We start from the raw sequence: 24437 nt of genomic DNA, 5'->3' as shown, positions 1-24437 counted from the left end.
CAGCCCGAAATGCGCTGCGGTTTTTTATGGGGTTTAAGCGATTAACGCAGATTGTCGGGGAAGTTGGCCGGCAGTTCATTGGCGGCACAGTCGATCACTGTATCGTTATCAGCACCACAATCGCGAACGAAGGTGATGGTGGCGAATTCGTCAATCACCTCAGTCGGGTAAGCCGGTCCGGCATCGCGATATGAATTCATCAACGGGATATGGTCATTCTGGAAACAGATGGTTTTTTCCGGGTTGTTGATGATCCAACGTGGGAAGAAAATAGTGCCATGGAAGACTTTATCCCCCAGGTTCACAATCAGGCTGACGTCAGTGCCGGTCGGTTCTGTCCACGAAATTTTGTACACATCTGAAGCGACACGCACGATATAGGCTCTCTGGTCTTTTACCCAGCGATTACCCACAATACCGCTGTGAATACGGTAATCCAGCGTTTCGGCATTTTTAACATAAATTTCATAGTTCCAGCCGTTGTCATAGGTATAAACAACGTGTTTGCCGACAAAACCGCTCAGGTCATGTTTATCAAAGCTGCTCATCATAATTCTCCTTAACGTGCTGTAGGGGGAAACGTTTTGTTTCGTTGATAAGAATATTACCTGCTAAAAAGTTGATATAAAAACGGTGATATTAGATAAAAACAATCTACAATTTAGATTGTTTTTTTGTCAGTGAGAGCAAATAAATGGCACTTCCACGTACCACACTCGAGCAGTGGGTAGTTTTACAGACGGTAACAGAACAAGGGAGCTACGCGCAGGCTGCCGTGGTGCTTAACCGCAGCCAGTCGTCGGTCAGTTATGCGCTAAGCGGGTTACAGGATCGTCTCGGGCTACGCTTGCTGGAAATCAACGGACGCAAAGCTACGCTGACGGAGCAAGGGCGTGCGCTGCTGACGCAGGCGACTCCGCTAATTTCCGCTTTTTTGCAGCTTGAGCATCGTGCCGCCGGGTTGAAAGATGGGGTGCGCACTGAACTGAGCCTGGTGGTTGACAGTGTCTTCCCCAAGAACCGCCTGTTCCGCGCCCTCAAAAACTTTCAGACGCAGTTTCCGGATACACGGGTGCATCTGACGGAAATCCTGCGCGGCGAAAGCGTCGGGCAGCTCAGGGAACGCTCGGCGGATTTATACATCACCACGCTGGCACCGGAAAATGCCATTCATGGACGTTTCTTACTGGATGTAGATTTTGTTCCGATAGCGAAAAGCGATCATCCGTTACTGGCGCTGCCTGTTCCGCTGACAGCACAAGATCTGGCGCGTTTCCCGCTCATCAGCGTCGCCGACCGGCATTTACCCGATACCGGTCACCGCCCGGCAGGCACGGTAGCGAACTGGACATTCACCACGGTGGGGGCTGCGATGGAAGCGATTGCCGTTGGTGTGGGGTATGGCTGGTTGCCGCAGGAAAGTGTGAAGGATGCGCTGGAGAATGGGGCGCTCAGCCTTCTGGCGCTGTCTGCCAGAACAGTACGGCAAACTGCGTTGTACATGGTGATGGATGATGAATCCGAGCGGTTTGATCAAACTGTCAGCGCACTGTCGAAAAGTATCCTGGCGGAGTGCGGTTTGCTGCCCTGATGCACGGCAGCAAACCGTTTTTAGTACACCGGATGAATATCAGTGTGCAGCCTGGCAGGCGGCAAGAATATCCAGTTGAGGATCACGTTCCGAAGTCTGCACATTCATCGCGCTGAGCACGGTGTGGAACAGGTTGTCCTGCGACACATCTTTCTGTGCAGCGTTGGCCTTCAGGCATTGCATATCGATGCCCTGCGCCTTCACATAGCCATCGGATAGCCAGAACAACATCGGGACATGAGTCTGCTGAGCTGGCGCAACACTGTATGGCGTGCCGTGCAAATACAGACCGTTTTCACCCAAAGATTCACCGTGATCGGAAAGATAAATGACCGCCACGTTATACTTATCCTGATATTGTTTCGCTTTTTCAATAACCTGAGACACCAGATAATCAGTGTACAGCAGGGTATTGTCGTAAGTATTCACCAATTGTTCCTGCGAGCAGTTTTCGATATCGCTGCGCGGGCAATCAGGCGTGAACTGACGAAACTCAGGCGGGTAACGTTTGTAATAAGTCGGACCGTGACTGCCGATAAGATGCAGGGCGATCAGCGTGTTTTTGCCATCCGGCTTGATATCGTCATCGACATTCTGCATCAGCGCCATGTCATAGCAGGTATCACCATCGCAGAATTTACCGTCTTTGCTGGTATCAATAGTGACGTTCGGTACACGGTCACACACGCCTTTACAGCCTTCGTCGTTATCTTTCCAGAATACAGAAACCCCTGCTTTATGCAGGATATCCAGCAGCCCTTCGCTGTTACGCGCCCGGTTGGCGTCGTAGCTGGTGCGTTTCATATTTGAAAACATGCAGGGAACGGAAATGGCCGTTGCGGTGCCGCATGATGTCATTTTATTGAAATACACCACATCAGGGATTGCCTGAGTGTATTGGTTAGTCGGCTTCGCATAACCGTTTGATGACTGGTTTTGTGCCCGTGCGGTTTCACCCACAATGAGGAAGACCAGATTCGGTTTCTGACCCGGCTGCTGCACCAGTTTTGCATCGTTACCGAGGGTCTGGAACGGCATTTTCGGGGTGAAGTAACGGTGATTCATGTACTGGAATGCGCTGTACAGATAGTTTGTCGGCACAATTTCCAGATTCAGCGTGCGGTTATTGCGGCCAACCGATGCGTAATCTTTGTAGAAAATTCCCGCGACAGAGGCGACAACCAGCAATGAAATGACCATCGACACCAGGCGAACACCGAGGCGGCGCAGGCGGGTTTTTTCATAACTGACGGGCGTCAGGAAGAGCAAAATGGCAGGCAGGACGCCGGTAAAGACAAACCACAACACCACTTTCAGATTCAGATAAGAGCTTGCTTCAGCCGACTGCGTTTCAAGAATATTTTCAATCATGCCGCGGTCAAATACGACCTGATAGGTCAGCATTGCGAAACTGGCAAGCGCACTGACGGGCAGTACGATAATAAAGAAAGGCTTAAGCAACGGACGGAAGCTGAACGGGGTGAAAACAAAGTTCAGTGCGGCAAACAGCACAACCGGAATGGTCAGGGCAAAGGCCAGATTATAAGCAGGTAACGCATGCAGTATGCGGTAAAAGTGCAATAAAATCGGCAGGTTAACGACAAAGGTAAAGTACAGGGTCAAGAGCAAAGTCAGCTTAAAATAACTGATCTTCGGAAATAAATAGCGCAAAGATAACTCCCAGCAAAATAAATATAGCAGGCGTTAATGCGAGGGAAACATAACGCATGGAAATGAATGGCTGGATATCATATGAGTTCAAGCTTAAGAAAGCCTTAATGTAATTGTCATAATATTTTAATGGGGGGAGTGTTTTCGGAAAGGTTCAGAAAATAAATAAAATATAACAGCGAGGTTTTTAGTGCCTGAAGCCTTATGCTGTGCGGCATAACGATGCTGTGGTTGAAAAACAACCTATCGTTTAAACCTTTCTGAGTGCGCATTCCCCGCTCATTTTGCCCCATCTCTGATTAATCCTGGCAAGTTTAATTCATCACTGGCAGCCCACCGGCTGGCAGAAGGACGTCTGTGTTGATTTCATCTTCGGCCACCATTGCGGCCAGCAGTATCGTTGAACCCGGTGCCCTTATCGGCGCGCATGTCGTCATCGGGCCTTTTTGTATTATTTCCGCCAGTGTGCAAATTGGCGAAGGAACCATCATCTCGCCCCATGTCGTCATCAATGGCAATACTAAAATCGGCACTAAAAACCAGATTGGTATGGGGTCATCCATCGGGGAAATCAGTCAGGATTTGAAATATGCCGGAGAGCCTTCAGGCCTTGTCATCGGTGACGGCAACCGGATTGGCTGCCACACGACGCTCCACCGGGGCACGGAACAGGGAGGGGGGATGACGCGAATAGGCAATCTGAACGTCTTCGAACGCGGCGTGCATATCGGGCATGACTGTCAGGTTGGCAATGAAGTTTTTATGGGCGAACACAGCGGCCTTGCCGGGCATGTCGGGGTGGGTGATTTCTCCCACATTGCTGCATTATGCGCGATACACCAATACTGTGTGGTGGGGGCCGGGACTCGCCTGCTGCAACGTTCCGGAGTGGTTCAGGATGTGCCACCGTTTGTGCTGGCTGAAGGTAATCATGCACAGCCGAAAGGGATAAATGAGCAGTCCGCCGGTTATCTTGGTGCTGACGCGGCACAACGGGCAGCCATCCACCATTTGTATGACCTGATATACCATCAGCAGGCGGTTAAAGAGCAGGTGATGGAAGAAACAACGCGGCTCTGTGTGGAATACCCCCTTCTGCGGCACTTTAGTGAATTCTTCCTCCGGTCAGCGCGCGGGATTATCCGGTGAATATTGATAATCAACACGCCTGAGATTGACCAGAGGAAGAGGCAACGGTCAGGCTTCGAGTGCCAGGAGGGCAAACGTCGCCAGCCAGTGCTCACCCATATAGGTGCTGTCGAGGTGATCCAGCGCACTGCGTAAGTGTGTTTCTGCGCTCTGACGAAGCAGCGCTGCGCGACGGTCACCTTCTGGCAGCGCAGAGGCAAGAGCCCGCTGACACCAGGCACGGCTCAGATTCAATCCGTCCAGATGGCCAATTTTACCGTCGCTGCGATCGGTAACGGTGGCTGGGGTGAACAACGTCGCAGGCTGGCTGTAAGCCAGATCCGGCAGAAACCGGCCAAACCAGGTGACAAACGCTTCAGCCGGCAACACGCGGCGCATCAGCTCCGCCTCCATCAGTGACGGCGAAAGAAACTCGTCGCCACCGGGTTCCCAGGCCTGACAGTGCACATCTTCCAGGTGCCAGCGCAGTGCGGTTTCCTCAATCAGTTCCGCCAGTTTGTGATGCTTTACGCGGCGGGCGTAATCAAGCGTCAGTGCCAGCGCAAAGGCCGTATTGAAATGGCTGCCGACGCGCAGCGGATAGGTGGCTTTCGGCAGGAAATCCGCAAAACTTTTCTCAAAGAACCTGCTCATTGGTGCCAGCGTTTTTGCCCACTGCGCCGCCTGCGGCAACGCCATTTCGTGCAGCTGCTGCGTCAGCGCCAGGAACCAGGCCCAGCCGTAAGGCCGTTCAAATCCGGCGTGCTGCGGCTGGCGCAGATAGGCCATCTCGCCGGCTACGTTCTCGTCGGTGAAATGCGCGCTGACCACGGCAATAATCGCACCGGCTACCGGTAAATCCGGGAAGCGATCCAGCAACCGTAATAACAGCCAGTAGCCGTGGACGCAGGAATGCCAGTCGTAGCTGCCGTAAAAAATCGGGTGTAGCTGGCGCGGTGTTTTTGCGTCTTCCGCGCTGCTCATCGCATGCATCAGTTTATTCGGAAACTCACGCGTTAAATGGTTCAGCGCCAGTGAGGCAAAACGGGACGCCATTTCTGGCGTCAGTGTGGTGGTGAGCTGCGTCGCCATCGTCTTTCCTTATCAGAAACGGAACACAAATAAATACATAAACGCGGTGTTGACCAGCAACAGTAATACGCCGGTTTTCCACTGTGCTTTTATCACGCCATTTTTGTCCTGCAATTCAAGCAACGCCGCAGGCACGATATTGAAATTAGCGGCCATCGGGGTCATCAGGGTGCCGCAGAAGCCGGAGAGCATACCAATCGCCCCCATGATGGCCGGGTTGCCCCCGAGCTGGTTGACGATGAGCGGTAAACCGATGCCGGCTGTCATGACCGGAAACGCCGCGAACCCGTTGCCCATAATCATGGTAAACAATGCCATACCGAAGGTGTAAGCGATGACGATAGCCAGCGGCGAACCCAGTGGAATAATATTTTTAACCAGCTCAGAGACAACGCCACCGACGCCTGCCAGCGCAAACAGCGCACCCAGAGCGGCCAGCATTTGCGGCAAAATTGCCGCCCAGCCGACGGTATCCATCGTCTGGCCGCCCGCCTTGATGGCTTTGACCGGCGAATCCCGCAGCATAATGAGTGCCACGATAAAGGCCACCAGCGTGCCGATCACCAGTGAAATCAGCGTGACGTTTTTGGCTTCCACCAGCGGCGTGTATTTCAGCGTCAGTGTGCCAATCAGCGTCACAATGGGGATCAGCAGGGCAGGGATAAACAACCGGTTGCCAAAACGTTTCGCACCGGCCTCACGTTTTTCTACCTGCTCAGGTTGTTCGGCGTCTGATTTCCCTTTCCCCAATTTCCCTGTACCCGCAATCACTGCCAGCAAAATGGCCATGCAGCCGGTCACAAAATGCGGTAATTCACCGCCAAACAGGAACGTGATGCCGTAAATCCCCCAGAACAGCGCGTTGACATAGCGACGGGCGTTGCTTTTATCGCGCAGGTTAAAGAAGGCATAAGCGCAGAACATCAGTCCCGCGAGAATATAAACGGTTTGCAAAGTGATCATTTCGCTGCGCCCCCGTGTTGAGCGTCGAAACGTTTAGCCAGTGAGCGGTCAAGCAGCCACAAACGAATAAAATGAATAATCAGTGCGGCAATCGCTGTTGGAATGGCCCAGACGGAAAGGTGCAGAGGTTCCACATTTATTCCGTATTGTTCCAGGAAACCTTTAATTAACAGAATCGACTGCACGGCAATAAAGATATCTTCGCCGAAGAAGACCGCCACATTATCTGCTGCCGCCGCATGCGCGCGAATTTTCTGGCGGACATCATTGGGCAAATCACCGTATTTGGTGGTGGCTGCTGCTTCGGCCATCGGGGCGATCAGCGGACGCACCATCTGCGCGTGCCCGCCCAGAGAGTTGAGCCCTAACGCAGCCGTCATCTGGCGCAGGAAGAAATACAACATCAGAACACGCCCTGTTGTCGCCGCATGAACCTTGGAAATCAGGTGCCGCGCCTGTTCTTTCAGGCCGCTGCGTTCAAGTATGGCGATCACCGGCAGCGTCAGCCAGATCAGGCCCATATAGCGGTTATCGGTGAAGGCTTTTCCGAACGCGCTGATTATTTCGACGGTGTGCATACCGCCCGCCAGACCGGTAGAAATACCGGCCACCGTGACAACTAATAATGGATTAAATCGCAGTGCAAAACCGAGCACGACGATCGGAATACCAATTAAAACCCACATGGTTTGTCCCTCAAGGATGTTGTGTTTGTTTTATATTTTTGATGATGACCGGTATGACAAATACGCCTGTAATAACTGCGTGTTATTACATATTTTTATTTCGTATAAATAAAAGCGTGAGCCGGAAAGTAACAAGCACAAACCCTGAACGCAAGATACAAAACTGAGGGCGGTCATAGGAAATTACTCTGTATGCCCGCGCTTTTGTTATCTGACAAAATAAATAACTGCGCCGGAAAATATCGCTGGCGAATCAGGGAGGCCGTATGCGGAATATCAGAATAATTAACCCGCGCAGATGACCGGATATAACGAAAAGAGAGCAGGCAGGACGATTTTTGTAACGGAATTCCGGGCGCTTTGCGGGCTTTCCAATGAAATGAACAAGCGTCTCACGCGACTGTCAAAATTTTCTTAACGGTTTAGGTAGTTAGCAGATTGTGCGCCAGACTTCGGTGATATGATGGGTGCCACGCTTGGGCGACGCCCGGTATACAGAGATTTTAAGGATACAGGTAATGCAGATTATGAGATCGAATCAAATTCGCTGGCTCAGTGTATTGATTGTGATGGGCGGGCTGTTACTGATTCTTCCTCTTCATTTACTGGCGTGCTTTATTGCTGGTTTTCTGGTGTTTGAACTGATCAACGCGCTTACACCATACTTTCAAAAGATCATCAGCGGCGAACGTGCCCGCTGGGTGGTGGTGGCTTTTATCGGCACACTGGTAGTCAGTTGCCTGACACTGGCGATTGCCGGCATAGCTGATTTCCTTATGGAAGATGTGAAAAACCCGGTGGCGTTTAATGCGATGGTCTCGGGGTTGCTGAGCGATGCGCAAAGCCGTTTGTCGCCGGTATTGCTGCATTATCTGCCGGCAAATATTGAAGAGCTGCAGCGCACTTTTCTTCAGTGGCTGCGTGAGCATATCGTGATGATTCAGACGTTCGGCAAGAACGCCGCGCACGTTTTCCTGACCATGATTATCGGGATGATCCTGGGGGCGATTATTTCGCTTCAGCACCCGGCGCAGGGTGAGCACCATGCACCGCTGAAAAAAGATTTGCTGCAACGTGTGCGTCTGCTCGGCGAAGCTTTCCGCAATGTTGTCTTTGCCCAGTTCCAGATCTCGCTGATTAACACCGTGCTGTCGGCGATCTTCCTGTTCGGCATTTTGCCGCTGTTTGGCATCCATTTGCCGCTGGCGAAAACACTGGTGGTGGTGACATTCGTGTGCGGTTTATTGCCGGTGGTGGGTAACCTGATTTCCAACACCTTGATTTTCATTGTCGGCCTGTCGCTGTCGCTGTGGGTGGGCGCACTGGTGCTGGCATATCTCATCATCATTCATAAAGTTGAATACTTCCTGAATGCACGGATTGTGGGTAGCCGTATCAAAGCGAAATCCTGGGAAGTACTGCTGGCGATGCTGGTCTTCGAGGCCGCATTTGGCATTCCCGGTGTGATTGCGGCGCCTATCTATTATGCGTATCTGAAAAGTGAGCTCAAAGACGCTGGCCTGATTTAGCCCTGCCTGAAAGGTGGCGCTGCACCTTCGCGGCGTCACTGCCCAAACCTTGCTCAATCCGCCTTAAATCTCCGGAATAAAACAGATTCAGGCAAGCAATGGCGAGAATCGTTATACCTGTTTGTAACCTGAAACCTTCATACTTTACCCGTGCCTGCAGTTCGTGCGGGCATGAAGTATTCCGTTAGCCTATCAGGAGAAACAAATGACTCTTAACGTTCGTGGTTTCGCTGCACTTTCAGCGGATGCGCCTCTCGCGCCTCATAATTTTGTTCGCCGTGACCCGCGTGATACCGACGTTGTGATCGACATTCTGTATTGTGGTGTGTGTCACTCAGACATCCATCAGGCTCGTAATGAATGGCATCAAAGCATTTATCCGATGGTACCGGGGCATGAAATTATCGGTCGCGTTAAGCAAGTTGGCGCGAAAGTAAAAGGTTTCAACGTTGGCGATACTGTCGGCGTCGGATGTATGGTCGATTCTTGTCAGCACTGTGAATCTTGTGCGGAAAGCCTGGAACAGTACTGTGAAGAAGGCGCTACCATGACTTATAACAGCCACGATCGCCATGACAACATGATGACCTACGGCGGTTATTCCGAACAAATCGTTGTTTCAGAAAAGTTCGTTCTGCGTGTTTCTGAAAAGCTGGACATCAAATCTGCTGCACCGTTGCTCTGTGCCGGTATCACGACTTACTCTCCGCTGATGCACTGGAAAGTCGGTAAAGGCCATAAAGTGGCGATTGTGGGCCTGGGCGGTCTGGGCCACATGGGTCTGAAATTTGCTAAAGCGCTGGGTGCGGATGTCACGCTGTTCACGCGTTCTAAAGGCAAAGAGCAGGAAGCGTACCGTCTGGGCGCGGACCACGTTGTGCTGTCTACCGATGAAGAACAAATGGCTGCGGTAAAAAGCCACTTTGATTTCATCCTCGATACCGTGCCGAATCCACATGATCTGAACCCATATCTGGATACCCTGAAACGCGACGGTACGCATATTCTGGTTGGCCTGATTGAGCCAATCGAACCTGCGCTGCACAGCGGTAAACTGGTGATGGGCCGCAAAACTGTTGCCGGATCCCTGATCGGTGGCATCGCAGAAACCCAGGAAATGCTGGATTTCTGCGCGGAACACGACATTTCTTGTGATGTTGAAATGATCGACATGCAGGACATCAATGGCGCTTACGAACGTATGCTGAAAAGCGACGTGAAATACCGCTTTGTTGTCGACATGGCTTCACTGAAAAACGCCGGATAATAAGCCACCTGATTAAATAGCGACCTGATGCGCCTTTCCCTATGTTCATTGCGAACCGCGGGGCAGGCGCATTGTGGCGAAATTTATGCTTTACACCTTTCTGTGACTTCTCGGCTTGTAAGCGCAGTGGTATCCTGCTGCCTTTCGCCGGGCGAAGGAAAATCAGTGGCTAAGAGTTTTGATGAACTCATCAGAGATATGGATCTGATGATTGAACATGTGGACAGGCTGAAAAACTTGCCACCACGGGCAGCTCAACCAACCGCTGCTGACAAACCTGCATATGATTCTTTTGGTGAGATTTTCGCGCTGAAAGCCGTCATGCGGGCATTTATCTCTTCGGTTGACACCATCGTAAAAGTGCAGATTGCGAAGAAAGTTGAGCAGGATATAGGCCATCTGGAGAATACCGTGCGGTCCATTGGCGGCGGCAGCGCTAACGCCGACGATGTCGCACAAATTACGGCGTACGTTCGCCACGCGGTCTCTGAATTAATGGATTAATTTTTCAAACAGCACAATACGCCGGTCAGTAAACGTCGTTCATATCCTGTCTGTCAGAGACATTATGTGACCGGCGTTTTTTTTGGCTTTCAATCTGTAGGCGCGATGGGTAAAAGCGTCTATTCTTGCCGGTATTCTCGTTTGCCGGTGCTGATTATGTCACAGGATTTTCGTTTTCTGGCTTCTCCACGGCGCAGATGTTACGCGCTTTTATTTGAGCACCGTACCCGCAGTGGCCGCCGGATGGAGGCATTCTGGATCTTCGTGTCGCTGCTCAGCGTGTTTATTCTGTTCTTCGAATCCAGTGCCACCGATTTATTCCCCAATACGCCAAACATTCTCTGGTGGTTCGGTCTGGCTGAAGCCGCCTTTACCGCGCTGTTTACCGTGGAATACGTTCTGCGGGTGTTTTCATCCCCGCGAAAAACGCGCTATCCGCTGAGTTTTTTCGGCATTATCGATCTGCTGACTATTTTGCCGATGTTTATTATCTGGCTGATCCCGTCCTTTGGCACGGCCACGGATCTGATTGTGCTGATACGGTTGCTGAGGATTCTGCGTGTCCTGCGTGTTCTGAAACTGCTTCGCTATATGAGCGACGCCGGGATCTTGTGGCGCAGCCTGATGCGGGCAAAACGTAAGCTGGGTATCTTCTTTGGCTTTGTGGCGATCATCTTGTGTTTGTTTGGCGGGCTGATGTTTGCCGTCGAGGGCGGGAAGGACGGATTTACCTCGCTCGGTGCGTCTGTTTATTGGGCGGTGGTGACGCTGACGACGGTGGGTTATGGCGATATTACGCCGCATACGGCGATCGGCAGAATGCTGGCATCGGTGCTGATTCTGCTGGGGTATTCGATCATTGCTGTTCCGACCGGTATTTTAACGGCTTATATGTCACAAGAGTTAGAAAAGGGGCGTGCTGCCCGTTCTTGCCAGACTTGTCTGCATTCAGGCCATGAAATTGATGCCAAATTTTGCGCGCACTGCGGTGCGGTTCTGGTTGCGGATACGCCACAACCTATTGAAAAATAGCCTTATAATTGTACGTCTATTGTACTGATTGGTACATAAACGGGCTAATTTTGGACTTTACTCGCGCATTGCATTAAAAAGAGTTGCTATTAAAGGGCAGTCATGAGTAAATACGTACCGGCCTGTGGTACAGACCTATTTATGCACGACATCCTGAGTAAAGTTGTTCCAATTTAAAGCGTTATCCATGATAACCCTGCTCTGACGAATTTCCTTCTTAGTGCCTCCATAAGTAACGACTGAAATCCGGCTATAACATGCCCATGGTGGCGAAATTTATTTTTAAAAGGTAATTCCCTATGTCAATGATGAAAGGTCAGGTTAAGTGGTTTAACGAGTCTAAAGGCTTTGGCTTCATCACTCCTGCTGACGGCAGCAAAGATGTGTTCGTACACTTCTCCGCTATCCAGGATCAAGGTTTCAAGACCCTGGCTGAAGGCCAGAACGTACAGTTCACTATCGAGAACGGTGCTAAAGGTCCGTCTGCGGCTAACGTTACCGCTATCTAATCTTACTTTATCGCTGTTTCAGCGATAAAAGTACAGATGACAAAAACCCGCTCATGCGGGTTTTTTTACGTCTGAAGTTTGTCCATTTTCGCCTGTTTCACCAACAACAGGCAAAAAAAATGCCCGCATAGTGGCGGGCAAAAATATTTCTTATGACATTCATTATGTACTCCCTCGGGGGTGAGCACGCAGCCAGTATAAAAGAAATAAGAGTCAGGATTCTGGCTTCATTGTGTTAAGAAAATGCAAAACAGCGTCGTCAGATTATTTGGCTGTTTTCAGGCTAACTTTTCCTTCACGCAGGCCTTTGTACTACAATAAAGATAATTGAAAACCATGGGATAACCTGATGAAAGTTAATGATCTTGTCACAGTAAAAACTGACGGCGGACCACGTCGCGAAGGTAAAATATTAGCAATAGAGGAATTTTACGAAGGCGTGATGTATCTGGTGTCGCTGGAAGATTACCCGGCAGGTATCTGGTTCTTCAATGAAGGTGATACTAAAGATGGTACTTTTGTCGAGCCGCGCGAAGGGACAGAGTGACAATCGCGCAAGCTCCCGGTCTGTGAACGTCTTCTTTGAATAAAAAAATACCGGGGCCATGATGGCCACCGGTATTTTTGTTTGTGGCGGCTTAAAACGGGACCACGCCGGGATCAGAACGTTTCCCAGTTAGGTGCGTCGTTTACGCCTTTGGATGAACGTGATGCAGGAACGGGCAGGGTACGGGATGGCGGCTGACGCTTAGCGGTGACGCTTTGCGCAGCATTATCGAGACGAAATACTGCGACAGCCTGCGTCAGTCGGGCAGCCTGTTCTTCCAGCGAAGCCGCAGCGGCAGAAGCCTCCTGGACCAGTGAGGCGTTTTGCTGAGTGACGCCATCCATTTCGGATACCGCCTGGCTGACCTGGCTGATCCCACGGCTTTGTTCATCAGAAGCTGACGCGATTTCGCCCATAATATCCGTTACATGGCTGACTGCGGTGACGATTTCTGACATCGTGTCCCCGGCATCACCTACCAAAATACTGCCTTCGCCCACGTAATCTACCGATTCTTCGATCAGCGCTTCGATTTCTTTTGCGGCCTGCGCACTGCGTTGTGCCAGGCTGCGCACTTCGCTCGCCACGACGGCAAATCCACGGCCTTGTTCACCGGCGCGGGCGGCTTCAACAGCGGCATTCAGTGCCAGAATATTGGTCTGGAAAGCGATGCTGTTGATCACATTGGTAATTTCAGCAATTTTGGTCGAACTGCGGGAAATTTTATCCATTGTGCTGACCACATCAGCCACAATGTTGCCGCCTTTTTGCGCTTTGTTGGAGGCATCTGCAGCCAGCTTGCTGGCATGATGTGCGTTTTCAGAGTTCTGCTTAACGGTTGCTGTCAGCTGTTCCATGCTGGCAGCAGTTTCTTCCAACGCTGCCGCCTGCTGTTCAGTACGGGAAGAGAGATCGGTATTGCCGGAAGCGATTTCAGTCGAGCCCTGATAAATGGATACCGCACCTTCGCGCACGGTCAGTACCGTGGAAGCCAGGGAAGACTGCATCTGGTCCACATTACTGCTCAGCACGCCGATTTCATTACGACCAGCGCCTTGTGCGTGCTGAGTCAAATCCCCTTCAGCAATTTTCTGGATACGTGTAACCAGGCGGTTAAGCGGGTTAATGATGACTTTGCGCATGACCAGATAAGTGATGAATGTCAGCACCAGTGCCAGTAAGAATCCCCCGCCCATCAGGGTATAACCCAGTATGGCATTGCGCTGTGCCTGGTCATTAATCGCATTGGCTGTTTCTGTGCGATAGGCAATGGCGGCCAGCAACGGCACATTGTTAGCCAGGTCTAATCCGCGCACGGTATCGGCTTCCTGAGAAATCACCTCTTCGAAATGAGCCTGTCTGGCGGATTCAAGCATCGGCGTCATGCCTTTGCTCAGATAGTCGTTGTAGGCTTTTTTCAGCGGCTCATCCAGCGCCAGGTCTTTATCGGTTTTGTTCGGACGGTTGATATAGCTGTCAAACGAGGACTGCGACTGTTTGATTCGACTGGCAGCGTCAGTCAGGTTCTGATTAAAGACGTCCTGATCGCCAACGCGGGCGGCTGCGGCGGCCTGAATCAGTAATAAACGCGCTGTGCGCAGGTGGTTAGAGCTGTTAGATAACGCCAGACGGATTTGCAGTTCCTGGGTCGCGTTTGCCAGTGCGGCATTGCTTTGTTTTAAAAAGAAACTGGAGGTGCCGATTGAGATGGCAAAAAGGAAAAGGATCCCGGTAAGAATCAGGCTGATCAGGGTGATAAGTCGAATATTGCTGATGAACGAGGTTCTGGTGCTTAAGAATGTAGGAGTATCCATTTTATTTTGTTCCGCTCTGATGATCCTGCATACCACCTGTTCCGGGCGGTAAGTGACAGCGATATAGGCATTGCCAGCGGGCAAGTCCTGACGTGACGAAAAGAAAGCGCCATAAGTTGTCATCGGCATTCGTGCGGGGGGATTCAGTTTATATTTGTGGAGGAGATCTCATTTTCAGAGATTGGGGCGATCGCTACAGGCCACGCATGCGCATAGCCTGTAGCAAGAACCAGAGGAGAGGCGATTAATTCACATAGATCCCGTTGGTGAGCTGATCACATAAACGGACGACGTGATAAATAATATGCTTGTTCGGTGACTTTATTTTCCGTTTAATATTTCCCTTATAAGAAGACACCGTTTTAGTTTTAATTTGTAACTTATCGGATATTTCCATTGTTCCGTTGCCAGACATCCACATTCTGAGCATGGCAGATTCAGAGCGGCTTAGTATAACCGGCCTGATATCCAGTGTTCCGGTGCTGTAAGGATTTTGAGCCTGCGGCAGCAACGGGTGGTTAAGCAGTTGCCTGAGCGTCTCCGTCTTAATTGATTTCGAGGTAATAATCACGTTCTTACGAACAAAAATATATTCTTCGAAATGAATTCGCGTCTGGGACATAAAAATAAAAAATAGCGTGTCAGGGTAGTCAGTGATCAATTCATTCAGACGTTGTTTATTGTCTGAATGCGGGGACATGCAATCTTCGTTAATAAAAACCACTGAGGGGCTCAGCTTGTTGCAACCGGACAACAGTTGGTCAAAATTGCTGGCGTAACGGATGTCCTGTTCGCTGGTGAGAAGTTGTTGCAACCCGAGGCGGGTATACCGGCATGGATCCAAGATTATCGTTTGCATAGTAAGTCCTCATAGGACGTCCTTGTTCTGCATAATGATTGGATTCTTTGGTGTCAGCACAAAACGCACACACTGCGTGCTGACTCTACTTTTTGCACGAAAAACGGGTGGGTGGAAGTGTTATTTTTCGCCATCTGGTGGTATGCGGGGCTTTGATTAATTTGGTTTATGTCAGGATTAACTTTGTCACTGAACAAAAAAATGTTAACAATTCAGACTATTCCTAATAGATGTAAGGACATAGAAGAAATGCTTATTAATTGGGTTGTTACTGTAACAATCGGGAATACTCAACGGGTGAATGATGAGGGCTGCAATCCTTTAAAACAATTCACGAATGAAAAATGGCAATAAAACAGGACGCAGCGTGTCAGCGCCGCGTCTCAGAGCTTACCAGTAGGATTGCCAGCATTGCGTCAGACGGGTCAGGGCTTCCACGTAAAAATAGTCACCCCAGCTGCAACATTGGTCTACGCCTTTGCCACTCGCCATGTGATAGACGGAATGCTTAAGTAATCCGTCACAGTCTTCCTGTTCCGCCGCCAGATAATTATCCGTCAGGGAATCCATAATACGCAGCGCCATTTCTTCATAGCAGGCGCGCTTATCGTCCGTAGCGGGCAGGATCGTGGCCAGGCTTAACAGGCCACAAACGGCGATAGCTGCCGCTGAACTGTCGCGGACGGCATCGGTTCCCAGCAACGCTAAATCCCAGTGACACACATCGTCTTCGGGCAAACGGTTGAGGAAATAATGCGCCAGACGCCGTGACAGCTCAACCTGGCTGGCGTCGCCGGTGTAACGGTAGCTGAGCAGGAAGCCGTAAATCCCCCAGGCCTGACCGCGTGACCAGCAAGAGTCGTCGGAATATCCCTGATGCGTATTGCCGAAACGCGGTTCACCGGTTGCCGTATCCATGTAGTACGTGTGATACGTCGAGGCGTCAGGGCGGATGATATATTTCGCCGCCTGTTGCGCATGCGCGAGCGCTGCGTCGGCAAAGCGCGGCTCACCGGTTTGTTCGCTGGCCCAGTACAGCAGCGGCAGGTTCATATTGCAGTCGATGATCATCCTGCCTGCTTGCTCCGGATCGTTTAAGTCCCCCCAGGCCTGAATGATTTTCGCTTTGGTATTAAAACGCTCCATCAGTGCCTCTGCGGCCAGCAGCGCGAAGCCGCGCGCCTGACGGTTGCCGGTCAGCCTGAAGGCGCTGACGCAGGATAAGCTGTAGAGAAAACCGAGATCGTGCGTTGCGGTATCAATCCGGTTGGCGATGCGGTTGCCAAATGACGTCACCTGCTTCTCAGCGGCCACCCGGTAGCGGTCATCGCCGGTCATTTCCCATGCCAGCCACAGCTGTCCGGTCCAGAAACTGGTGGTCCATTCCACATTGTCGGTCAGCGGATAATGGTCTTTTTCGCAGTTCTCAGCCGGGAATTTATCGCCGAATTTATCCAGATTGCGTGAGATTTTGCTCAGCACATTCTCACGGGCGCGCTGCATTTTTTGCGTGAAAGCAATCCGGTCCAGCTGGTTGAGTTCAACAGGGCGTAACTTCTCTTTTGCGATGTTCATCATTATCTCTTCTTCCTTTTTAAAGATTTAGCGTTTCAACGGTGCCAGTTCAGCACTGTTTTCAAGCGTCACCGCGGGGGCCGGTGTGCCGGAACGCTGGCTGTGGCAGGCGGATAACGTGAAGGCTGAAATCAGCGTAAAGCACAGCGCGATGCCGCCCATAATCAGATAAGTGTGCTCAAAGCCGATGCGGTCATAGAAATAACCGGCAGGTGGGGCAACCACAATCGAGCCGACATAGATCATGGCCTGATAGCCAAGCAGATACATGGTGGCATTAACGCGTTTGCTGAAATGTTCAGCGATATACTTGAAGACCGACACCAGCAGTAGTGCGATTTCCAGCCCGTAGAACGGTTTGATGATTGAGATCAGCAGCGGATCGCTGGTCAGGCCGGAGGCGATCAGGCGTAATCCCACCAGTGCCCCTACCAGCAGCAGGCTTTTCTTGGCCCCGAAATAGTTCACCAGGAAAGGGATCACCATCATCATCAGAAACTCAAGGCCAGACTGCACGGTGCTCAGATAGCCATACCACGCGTTGCCTTGTTCTTTTGTGTCAAAGAAGGTGACGAAGTAGCGCGAGAACTGCTGTTCGGCGACGAACATCATCCATGCGACACCCGCCACATACAGCGAGAACATCCAGAATTTGCGGTTTTTCAGCAGCAAAATGACATCGCTGAACACGATTTTTTGCTGTGAGATCACATCGTTATTTTTAAGCTCTTCCTCACCGATTTTCAGCGACAACAGAACGCACAACATCACCAGTGATGTCGCACTGCTCAGGCCAAAGTTCCAGGCAGGGGAAAGGTTAAATAACACGCCGGAAAACGACGCCGCCAATGCCCAGCCAAGGGAACCCCACATACGAACCTGACCAAACTCCATGTGATACAGACGGCTGAAACGGTCTGCATAGGATTCGGATGCGGCGACACCGGCGTACCAGCCCAGGCTCAGATACAGCGCGCCGACGATAATCCCGGCCATCAGGTGGCTGTCGAGCAGTGGCTGGTAAACGAAAATGAAAAACGGTGCCATCAGGGCGGAAACCAGTACAACAAAATAGAGCAGGGATTTGCTCATGCCGATCTTGTCCATGATGTAGCCATAAACCGGTTTCATGATCACGGCAAATACGCCGTTTATTGCAAACACGGTACCGATACTGACGCTGTCCAGCCCGGCCTTTTGCCCAAGCCACAGCGCATAAAGCCCGAAGCTCGAGGACCAGGTGAAGAAGTACAGGAATATAAAGCCGCTCATTTTGTAATACGCCGACTTACTGGCGGTTTTTATCGCTTTCATAATGGCTCCTGAAGACATTTATGACGAAACAGAGCGCGGAATTTCAACGCAGCGTGATTTGTCCGCTGTGTCCCGGAGAGTGCCAGCGCAGTTGCTTTCCCTCACGAACCACTTCCGGCGCTACCAGACTGTGAATATCCTGCGTGGCGGAGGCGCAAACGGCGGTGATCAGCCAGTGTGAGCCGGCAGGGAGCGCACCGGTCAGAAGCGGGACTGAGGCGGTTTCGGCAAACATAATGCTGCTGTTCGGCGGGGTCACGACGGTGTCGGCGTTGCGCGGTGCGACGTCATCGAGACAGACAATCCGGCTGATGCCGTTGCGGGCACTGACGGTGACAGACCGCCCGTCGAGAGAGATTTCCGTAAGCGTCGCCGGTTCCTGAATCACTGCAAAACCACCTTCCGCCGACGTCAGGGGACGCTGGTTTTCGACATGGTGAACGCGCAGGTGCCAGTCTCCGCACGGGATCAGCCAGGTTCGTACAGTGACGTCGTGCCACGGCAGCCAGCGGGAATAAATCATTGATTCGGTGATATGCGTTTCGGCGCAGTCGCGGCGTCCGCGAAAATAGCCGTCGTTTTCCGAGAACATCAGCAGGGAATCGCAACCGGCGTGATTTAATCCAAAACGTCCACGATCGATCGTAAAACCAAACTGGCTGGAGTAAGCGAACTTAGTGTATTTGGCCTCAGTGTTGACGAAGTTATTCAGCTCGATTTGCCCTGACGTGAGCATCACAACGTGCTGGCCTGCGGCATCACGTGTCAGGATCTGGCTGGCATGAGGAATACAGCGGGCGTTTGCCAATTCTGGCAACGGGGCTTCTTCTGCCTCCCAGAACGCGTCGTCCTGCGGCAGAGCCAGCACCAGAAACAGTTTGCACGCCCAGTATGGCGAACCTGGCGCGTTGTAGTCTTCGGCCATCGCCAGATTTGGCGCGTGATAGCCAATGCTAAGCACGCCGTCGCGGTCGAAAATCGGCTGTTTCAGCCAGTGTCGCAGATGGCGCAAAATTACGCCTTTCACGATGCCCGGCGTGAACACCTCCAGCTTGCTGTACGCGGCGGCGCTCCAGAAGGCGGCTTCGGCAAAGCGATAAGTCAGGCTGCGGCCGAACGGCACGGCGGCACCGCTGGCGGAAAACATCGTGATGAAATCCTGCGCAAACTGTTGCGCACGTTCCCTGAGCACGGCGGCGCGCGGGGCATCCACGTCGGCCATATTTTGTGCGTAAATCAGGCCGTAATAATGGAAGGCCATGGAAATATAGTAATCACGCGGGCGCCCCGGTCCGTCGGAATACCAACCCTCGCCAAGATAATAAGTTTCCATCAGCGCAAAGCGTGCAGCCACGGCGGATTTATCCCACGGCATTCCGGCCTGTTTAAAACCCATCTGCACCATGATCGGGAAAAAGTTCCAGTTATTATTGGGGATGATGGCATCACGTCCCTGATTCAGCCAGTCGGCAAGGTTTTGCTGTTCCTGCACCGAAAAATGATTCAGCAGGCGTTTATCCAGCAATGCCAGCCCGACGCCAAACGCCGCCATTTCTACGCAACGCTGATCAAAATCGCGGATTTCCCCCCAGTATTGCGGATGCTGCGGGTCAGTACCGAAACGGATCGCATTGATGTAAAACGGTAAATCCGGGCATTCACCGCCACCGGCCAGCAGCGGGAAAATCCCCCACAACATACGTGACAGCGCTTCCATTTTGGCAATCTCTTTACCGTAATGCGTGGTGGTATTGCCGAGGTCGATTCCGCTTTTGCCTTCTTGCGTATAGGGCGAAACGGCGGCCAGTAAATCATTAAGCAGATGTTGTACATCGTCGCGGGTACGCAGCGGATTGTCGGTATTTATTTTTTTCAGCGTCATAAAGGGACTCCCGGTGACGTGACGGGTACCAGAAAATAAGGGTTTATTAATTTGAAATAGTATTTCAGTTCTCTGTGGTGCGAGTGAAATATAGAGAACTGGCGATCTCTGATTGTTACGTGCTTCACAGAATGCGGTGATTTTTGAAACTGTGATTATTAATCTGGCGATAAAACGGCTTAAATTATAAAAAACAGACGGAAAATTGTGTTTTGTTGTCCTTCTGAATAACGGGTTAAAAATAACGCAAGGAGCCCTGCAATGGCGGCATCTGATTATCTTGAACGTATTGCCCTTAACGATCGTCAGGTTTCTTTTAACCGGATGAACCGCGGCAGCGCCAATTATTTTCACTGGCACCAGTGTCTGGAATTGCTTTTTGTCAGCCAGGGTTATGGCATCGTCATTGTTGATAATCAGCAATATACGCTGCGGCCGGGGCGGTTATTTGTTTTCCCACCTTTTAAACTGCATAAAGTCTTTGTCGAAGCGGACACCAAAAACGCTTATTTGCGCACCACCATTCATCTCGACCACGTCCTGCTCGACGGTTGCCTGCAATCCTTTCCGCAGCGGCGGGCACGGTTTGCCAGTTTGTGGGACGCTGACCGCACCGCGCATATTTTTGATCTCACCGAACACGCCAGCCATATCGAAGTTATCCTCGAGCAGTTCAACCGCCTGCCGGAAACGCAGCGTCATCAGTGGGAAGAAATTTCGATGATGGTTTTGCAACTGATGGCGTTTATGCCAGCGGAAGAGGCGTTGCCAAAAACGGTCAGCCGCACTACGGCGTCAAAAGTGATGCAGTGGATCGAAGAAAATTACGTGCAGAAATTCTCGCTGGCGGAGCTGGCTGCGGCGGTGGGTTTATCGGAAAGTTATATTTCGCGGGTGTTTGGCGAGGAAACCGGTGGCTCAATTCAGGATTATCTGGCGACGCGGCGGGTGAAGCGCGCCTGTGAGCTGCTGCGTTCGACCGACCGGTCCATCGGGGCGATTGGCCTGCAATGTGGGTTTTCTGACGCCCCTTATTTCATTACGCGTTTCAAAAAGATGATAGGCAAAACGCCGCTGCAATATCGCAAGGCGGCGTTTTCGTTACTGACATAATAAAAGTGCAGCAGATCAGATTTCGGCGTAGCAGGTTTTCATGGAGTTCACGGCCAGTTCAATATCCGCTTCCTCAGTCATCCAGTTCACCAGCGCGGCACGTATGCCCGGCTTGCCGTTAAGCGAGGTTGACGTGCAGCGCACGACGCCCGCGTTATCCAGCTGTTGTTGAAACCGGTTGCGCTTTGCCAGTGCTTCCGGCGTACCGTCGGCGTCTTCCAGCGCGAAACATACTACGTTGAGATTGACCGGCGCGAGCAGCGTAAAGCCCGGCGTTGCAGCCAGTTTTTCGCCCAGCAAATGCGCCAGCGCCACGTTGCGATCCACCACTTCCGCCAGCCCGTCGCGGCCATAGGCTTTCAGCGCCATCCACACCGGCAGCGCGCGAAAACGCCGTGAGTTTTCCGGTGTCAGGTGCAGATAATTGTCCGGGCGCACGCTGGGCAGGACGAGATACGCCGAATGGTTTTGGAAAACCTGAACCTGCAAGGCCAGATGGCGCTTTTGGGTAAACTGAATCGCGCTGTCATACGGCACGTTCAGCCATTTATGGGCATCCACCGTAATGGAGTCCGCGTCTTCCCAGCCTGCCAGAAGCGGGGCGTAACGCGCGGAGGCCGCCGCCACACCGCCAAACGCCGCGTCAACGTGTAGCCAGAAACCGTATTTTTCACGCAACCGGAGCAGGGCGGGCAAATCATCAAACGCGACGGTATTGACCGTTCCGGCACTGGCCAGCACCATCGTAGGCCGGTCAGGATCGGCGGCCAGAATTTCTTCCAGCGCCGCCGGATCAATCGCTTCGCTGCCGGGCAGTGTTGCCACCGTCACCAGCGCGTCGCGCCCGACGCCTAACATGCTCAGTGCTTTCACGCTGCTCGAATGTGCGGCGGCGGAAAGCACGCGAACGTGCCCCAGCGCCACCAGCCCTTGCTGCGCGATATCCACACCGCGCTGCTGCCCCAGCCACTGGCGGGCAATTGCCATGCTGACAAAGTTCGCCATGGTTGCGCCGCTGACAAACGTGCCGCACAGGGTGTCCGGCAGGCCGAATAACTGTTTGACCTGACCGACGGTGGCCAGTTCGATGGCGGCGGAAACCGAATCAAAATTCAGCTGCGTGTTCTGATCTACGGTGCTGACCAGCCAGTCGGCAGCCAGAGACGCGGGGGTGCCGCCGCCGGTGACGAAACCGAAGTAACGCGGGCCGGCGCTGGCTGACATCCCGCTGGCGTAGCGGTTCCAGAAATGCGTCAGCGCGGCCTGCGCACCGATGCCGTTTTCCGGCAACCGGTCGTCGCCGTCTTGCAGGTTTTGCGCGCTGGCGGGCGGGCAGGTGGAACGTTCCGGCAACGTTTCGAGAAATGAAACCGCCGTGTCGCAGGCCTGACGCAGAATCTCAGGCAGGGTGTCCAGATCGTGCAGAAGCAGTGGGTGCATAACAATCCATTAAGGTTCAGATGATTAATACAATTCTTTAACTTACCCGAATAACCGGCTGCGGCAAATTGACATATTTTCACCTCGCCAGCCGGACTTCCGGCCAGCTGGCGGGCGCTGAACCCAATGGTGATGCGGGCAGGTTCCACTGCAACGTCGTATTGTCCAGCCACACCGGTGGCCGCAAACGCCAGGCAGGGCCCCAGACGGTTTGTTCCTGTTCGGGCGAAAAATCAGCGCCGGTGGCGGACTGAATTTCCGGCTCGCGGAGCTCAGCGGAAGTTTCGCTTTTCATCAGTTCCAACGCTGTTCTTGCCAGTGACAGCCAGGTCTGGCTGCCCTGACCGGTTTCGACCCGTTGCGCCAGGCCGTGCAATACCGCCGCCGCCATCAGATAACCGGTAGCGTGATCCAACGCCTGAACCGGCAGCGGAACCGGCCTGTTTCCGCCTGAAACCTGCATGCCGCGCTCTGCTATTCCGCAGCTCATTTGTACCAGACTGTCGAAACCTCGCCGTTCACGCCACGGGCCGCTCCATCCATAAGCATTCAGGCAAACATCAACCAGACCAGGCGCGAGTGCGCGGATCTGCTCGCTGCCGTAACCGAGTTTGTGCAACGCACCAGCGCGGTAACCATGAACAATCACATCCGCTTCACGCAACAATGCCTCAAAACGGTGGCGATCCTGCGGGTTATGCAGATTCAGCCGCGCGCATTGTTTCCCCAAAGTGACATCAGCTTCCTGACTGGTTTCATCCCATCCAAACGGGTCGATGCGCAAGACCTCTGCGCCCAGCCCCGCCAGAAAACGGGTCGCAACCGGTCCGGCGATAATGCGCGTCAGATCGAGAATTTTAACCCCGGCCAGCGGCCTCTCGCGTGAGAGATCCCACTGCGGTAACGCCGCCTGCGGCGACAGGGCGCGTTGAAACAAAGGTTCCTGTTGCAGCGATTTTCCCTGCACGTGCTGCTGCCATTCCGGCACGCTGAGCATTTGTGCGGCGCAGCCTCCGGCCTGAATGACCGCCTCTTCCAGGTCGGCCTTTTTCCACAGGATCACCCGCTGCGCCAGCGCCTCGCGGGTTCCGGCTTTGCCCAGCAACGATTCCACCACCTGCCGGTGCGCGGGCGCATTGGTATGCAAACGGATCCAGCCGTCGGCAGTGGCGTAATCCCCGGCCAGGCTGTCCCACGCGGGGGGAATGTCCCAGCCGTCGGGCTGAATGCTGGATTTAGACCATAGGGAAGCCAGCCGCCGGTCAACGGTGACGGTGTCATGTTTACCGTGCCGGAGCGCCAGAAGTTGTGCCAGCGCCAATCCGGCAAGCGCGACGGACGCGCTGATGAACGGAGTGACCGGATAACAGGAGGGAAGATTGCCTTCGCCGCTGACGTGAAGGGAAAACGGTAGTGACGTTTTGCCGGTGAGCTGTACCCAAAGCGCCCGCGTTCTTTGCAGGATGACTTCCTCAGACATGCTATAACTCCATATTGCGAAACATTTGCAAAACAAAATAATAACAAATTAGCATAGCATACCGGTCAGAAAGCAGGCCGCCGTCGGTATTGTGGTGAATTGCGCAGAATAAACGTTAAGCAAAATTGATATGAAAGGAGAGCGTAAAGATCCTTATTTCAGAAATAAGATCCGCAGTATATCGGGCTGTCAGCCATAAATAAGACATTGTTAAATATTAACCGGTGCTTTTATTCATCAGTTTGCTGCGTTTTTGATCATCATTAAATACATTTAATCGTCTTTGTATCGATAAATAACAGTAAGGGTTGAAACAATTTATTTAATATTTCATTTTCGTGAAACAGCACTAAATGATAATTATAAAGTTTAGATTCTTATTATCAGTGGCTTAGGAAAATTCTTAGAAGAATAAATCGATCAATCTTTGAGTTTTGATAG

Annotated in this window: 21 protein-coding genes; 9 read left to right on the top strand and 12 right to left on the bottom strand. The window is 52.2% G+C overall.

The features are described 5' to 3' along the window. Positions 1-41: 41 nt before the first annotated feature. Positions 42-551, bottom strand: a complete 510-nt coding sequence (locus CWS43_RS18580) for a phenolic acid decarboxylase (RefSeq protein ID WP_198555871.1) — start codon at positions 549-551, stop codon at positions 42-44. A 143-nt stretch (positions 552-694) separates the two neighbouring features. Between CWS43_RS18580 and CWS43_RS18575 the strand changes: the two genes are divergently transcribed. Beyond that, complete coding sequence (locus CWS43_RS18575; protein ID WP_101078572.1) at positions 695-1591, top strand: LysR family transcriptional regulator; 897 nt, start codon at positions 695-697, stop codon at positions 1589-1591. Positions 1592-1630: 39 nt separating this feature from the next. Here the strand turns inward: CWS43_RS18575 and CWS43_RS18570 are convergent, their stop codons facing one another. Then, the gene (locus CWS43_RS18570; protein WP_101078571.1) at positions 1631-3262 is read right to left on the bottom strand and encodes a phosphoethanolamine transferase; all 1632 of its coding nucleotides are present in this window, start codon (positions 3260-3262) and stop codon (positions 1631-1633) included. Between the two features lie 357 nt (positions 3263-3619). Between CWS43_RS18570 and lpxA the strand changes: the two genes are divergently transcribed. After that, positions 3620-4411: an acyl-ACP--UDP-N-acetylglucosamine O-acyltransferase gene (lpxA, locus tag CWS43_RS18565; RefSeq protein ID WP_101078570.1), complete on the top strand. Its 792-nt coding sequence runs from the start codon at positions 3620-3622 to the stop codon at positions 4409-4411. Between the two features lie 48 nt (positions 4412-4459). Here the strand turns inward: lpxA and CWS43_RS18560 are convergent, their stop codons facing one another. The 3 genes from CWS43_RS18560 to CWS43_RS18550 are packed head-to-tail and all read right to left on the bottom strand — an operon-like array spanning position 4460 to position 7131. Next, a complete protein-coding gene (locus CWS43_RS18560) occupies positions 4460-5482 on the bottom strand; it encodes a DUF2891 domain-containing protein (protein ID WP_101078569.1) in 1023 nt (340 codons plus the stop codon). A gap of 12 nt (positions 5483-5494) precedes the next feature. Beyond that, entirely contained in the window at positions 5495-6445 is a 951-nt protein-coding gene (locus CWS43_RS18555) for a DUF979 domain-containing protein (protein WP_101078568.1), read from the bottom strand. Next, positions 6442-7131: a DUF969 domain-containing protein gene (locus CWS43_RS18550; protein ID WP_101078567.1), complete on the bottom strand. Its 690-nt coding sequence runs from the start codon at positions 7129-7131 to the stop codon at positions 6442-6444. Before CWS43_RS18550 ends, CWS43_RS18555 begins: the two co-directional genes overlap by 4 nt. Positions 7132-7649: 518 nt before the next feature. On the opposite strand from CWS43_RS18550, the gene CWS43_RS18545 reads away from it, so the two are divergent. The 6 genes from CWS43_RS18545 to dsrB all read left to right on the top strand — a co-directional run bounded on the left by CWS43_RS18545 (position 7650) and on the right by dsrB (position 12519). Then, a complete protein-coding gene (locus CWS43_RS18545; protein WP_101078566.1) occupies positions 7650-8660 on the top strand; it encodes an AI-2E family transporter in 1011 nt (336 codons plus the stop codon). 205 nt (positions 8661-8865) lie between these two features. Further along, positions 8866-9927 (top strand): NAD(P)-dependent alcohol dehydrogenase, encoded by a 1062-nt coding sequence (locus tag CWS43_RS18540; protein ID WP_101078565.1) that lies wholly within the window; start codon positions 8866-8868, stop codon positions 9925-9927. Between the two features lie 165 nt (positions 9928-10092). After that, positions 10093-10431 carry a hypothetical protein gene (locus CWS43_RS18535; protein ID WP_101078564.1) on the top strand — a complete coding sequence of 113 codons (339 nt, stop codon included), beginning with the start codon at positions 10093-10095 and terminating at the stop codon, positions 10429-10431. A gap of 156 nt (positions 10432-10587) precedes the next feature. After that, a complete protein-coding gene (locus CWS43_RS18530) occupies positions 10588-11463 on the top strand; it encodes an ion transporter (RefSeq protein ID WP_198555870.1) in 876 nt (291 codons plus the stop codon). Positions 11464-11762: 299 nt separating this feature from the next. After that, on the top strand, positions 11763-11972 hold the full coding sequence (gene cspE / locus CWS43_RS18525) for a transcription antiterminator/RNA stability regulator CspE (RefSeq protein WP_013575246.1): 210 nt from the start codon (positions 11763-11765) through the stop codon (positions 11970-11972). A 349-nt stretch (positions 11973-12321) separates the two neighbouring features. Next, the gene (gene dsrB / locus CWS43_RS18520) at positions 12322-12519 is read left to right on the top strand and encodes a protein DsrB (protein ID WP_101078563.1); all 198 of its coding nucleotides are present in this window, start codon (positions 12322-12324) and stop codon (positions 12517-12519) included. Positions 12520-12632: 113 nt separating this feature from the next. On the opposite strand, the gene CWS43_RS18515 is transcribed toward dsrB, so the two are convergent. The 5 genes from CWS43_RS18515 to CWS43_RS18495 form a co-directional block, all read right to left on the bottom strand. Then, positions 12633-14333, bottom strand: a complete 1701-nt coding sequence (locus tag CWS43_RS18515; protein ID WP_101078778.1) for a methyl-accepting chemotaxis protein — start codon at positions 14331-14333, stop codon at positions 12633-12635. 244 nt (positions 14334-14577) lie between these two features. Beyond that, entirely contained in the window at positions 14578-15192 is a 615-nt protein-coding gene (rcsA, locus tag CWS43_RS18510; protein WP_101078562.1) for a transcriptional regulator RcsA, read from the bottom strand. A 390-nt stretch (positions 15193-15582) separates the two neighbouring features. After that, complete coding sequence (locus tag CWS43_RS18505; RefSeq protein WP_369825895.1) at positions 15583-16770, bottom strand: glycoside hydrolase family 88 protein; 1188 nt, start codon at positions 16768-16770, stop codon at positions 15583-15585. 24 nt (positions 16771-16794) lie between these two features. Next, positions 16795-18081, bottom strand: coding sequence for an oligosaccharide MFS transporter (locus CWS43_RS18500; RefSeq protein ID WP_101078560.1), 1287 nt, complete (start codon positions 18079-18081; stop codon positions 16795-16797). A 43-nt stretch (positions 18082-18124) separates the two neighbouring features. Further along, entirely contained in the window at positions 18125-19963 is a 1839-nt protein-coding gene (locus CWS43_RS18495; protein ID WP_101078559.1) for a DUF2264 domain-containing protein, read from the bottom strand. Between the two features lie 261 nt (positions 19964-20224). Here CWS43_RS18495 and CWS43_RS18490 point away from each other — a divergent pair, with 261 nt between their 5' ends. Next, entirely contained in the window at positions 20225-21076 is an 852-nt protein-coding gene (locus CWS43_RS18490; RefSeq protein WP_101078558.1) for a helix-turn-helix domain-containing protein, read from the top strand. Between the two features lie 15 nt (positions 21077-21091). On the opposite strand, the gene CWS43_RS18485 is transcribed toward CWS43_RS18490, so the two are convergent. Further along, a complete protein-coding gene (locus tag CWS43_RS18485) occupies positions 21092-22516 on the bottom strand; it encodes a pyridoxal-dependent decarboxylase (protein ID WP_101078557.1) in 1425 nt (474 codons plus the stop codon). 79 nt (positions 22517-22595) lie between these two features. Further along, complete coding sequence (locus CWS43_RS18480) at positions 22596-23996, bottom strand: CoA transferase (RefSeq protein WP_101078556.1); 1401 nt, start codon at positions 23994-23996, stop codon at positions 22596-22598. Between the last annotated feature and the right edge of the window lie 441 nt (positions 23997-24437).

The sequence above is a fragment of the Rahnella sp. AA genome (genome assembly GCF_002834385.1).
In the GTDB taxonomy this organism is placed as follows: Bacteria; Pseudomonadota; Gammaproteobacteria; order Enterobacterales; family Enterobacteriaceae; genus Rahnella.
The sequence above is the reverse complement of the archived record's forward strand: the minus strand, read 5'-3'. Positions and strand labels throughout refer to the sequence as shown.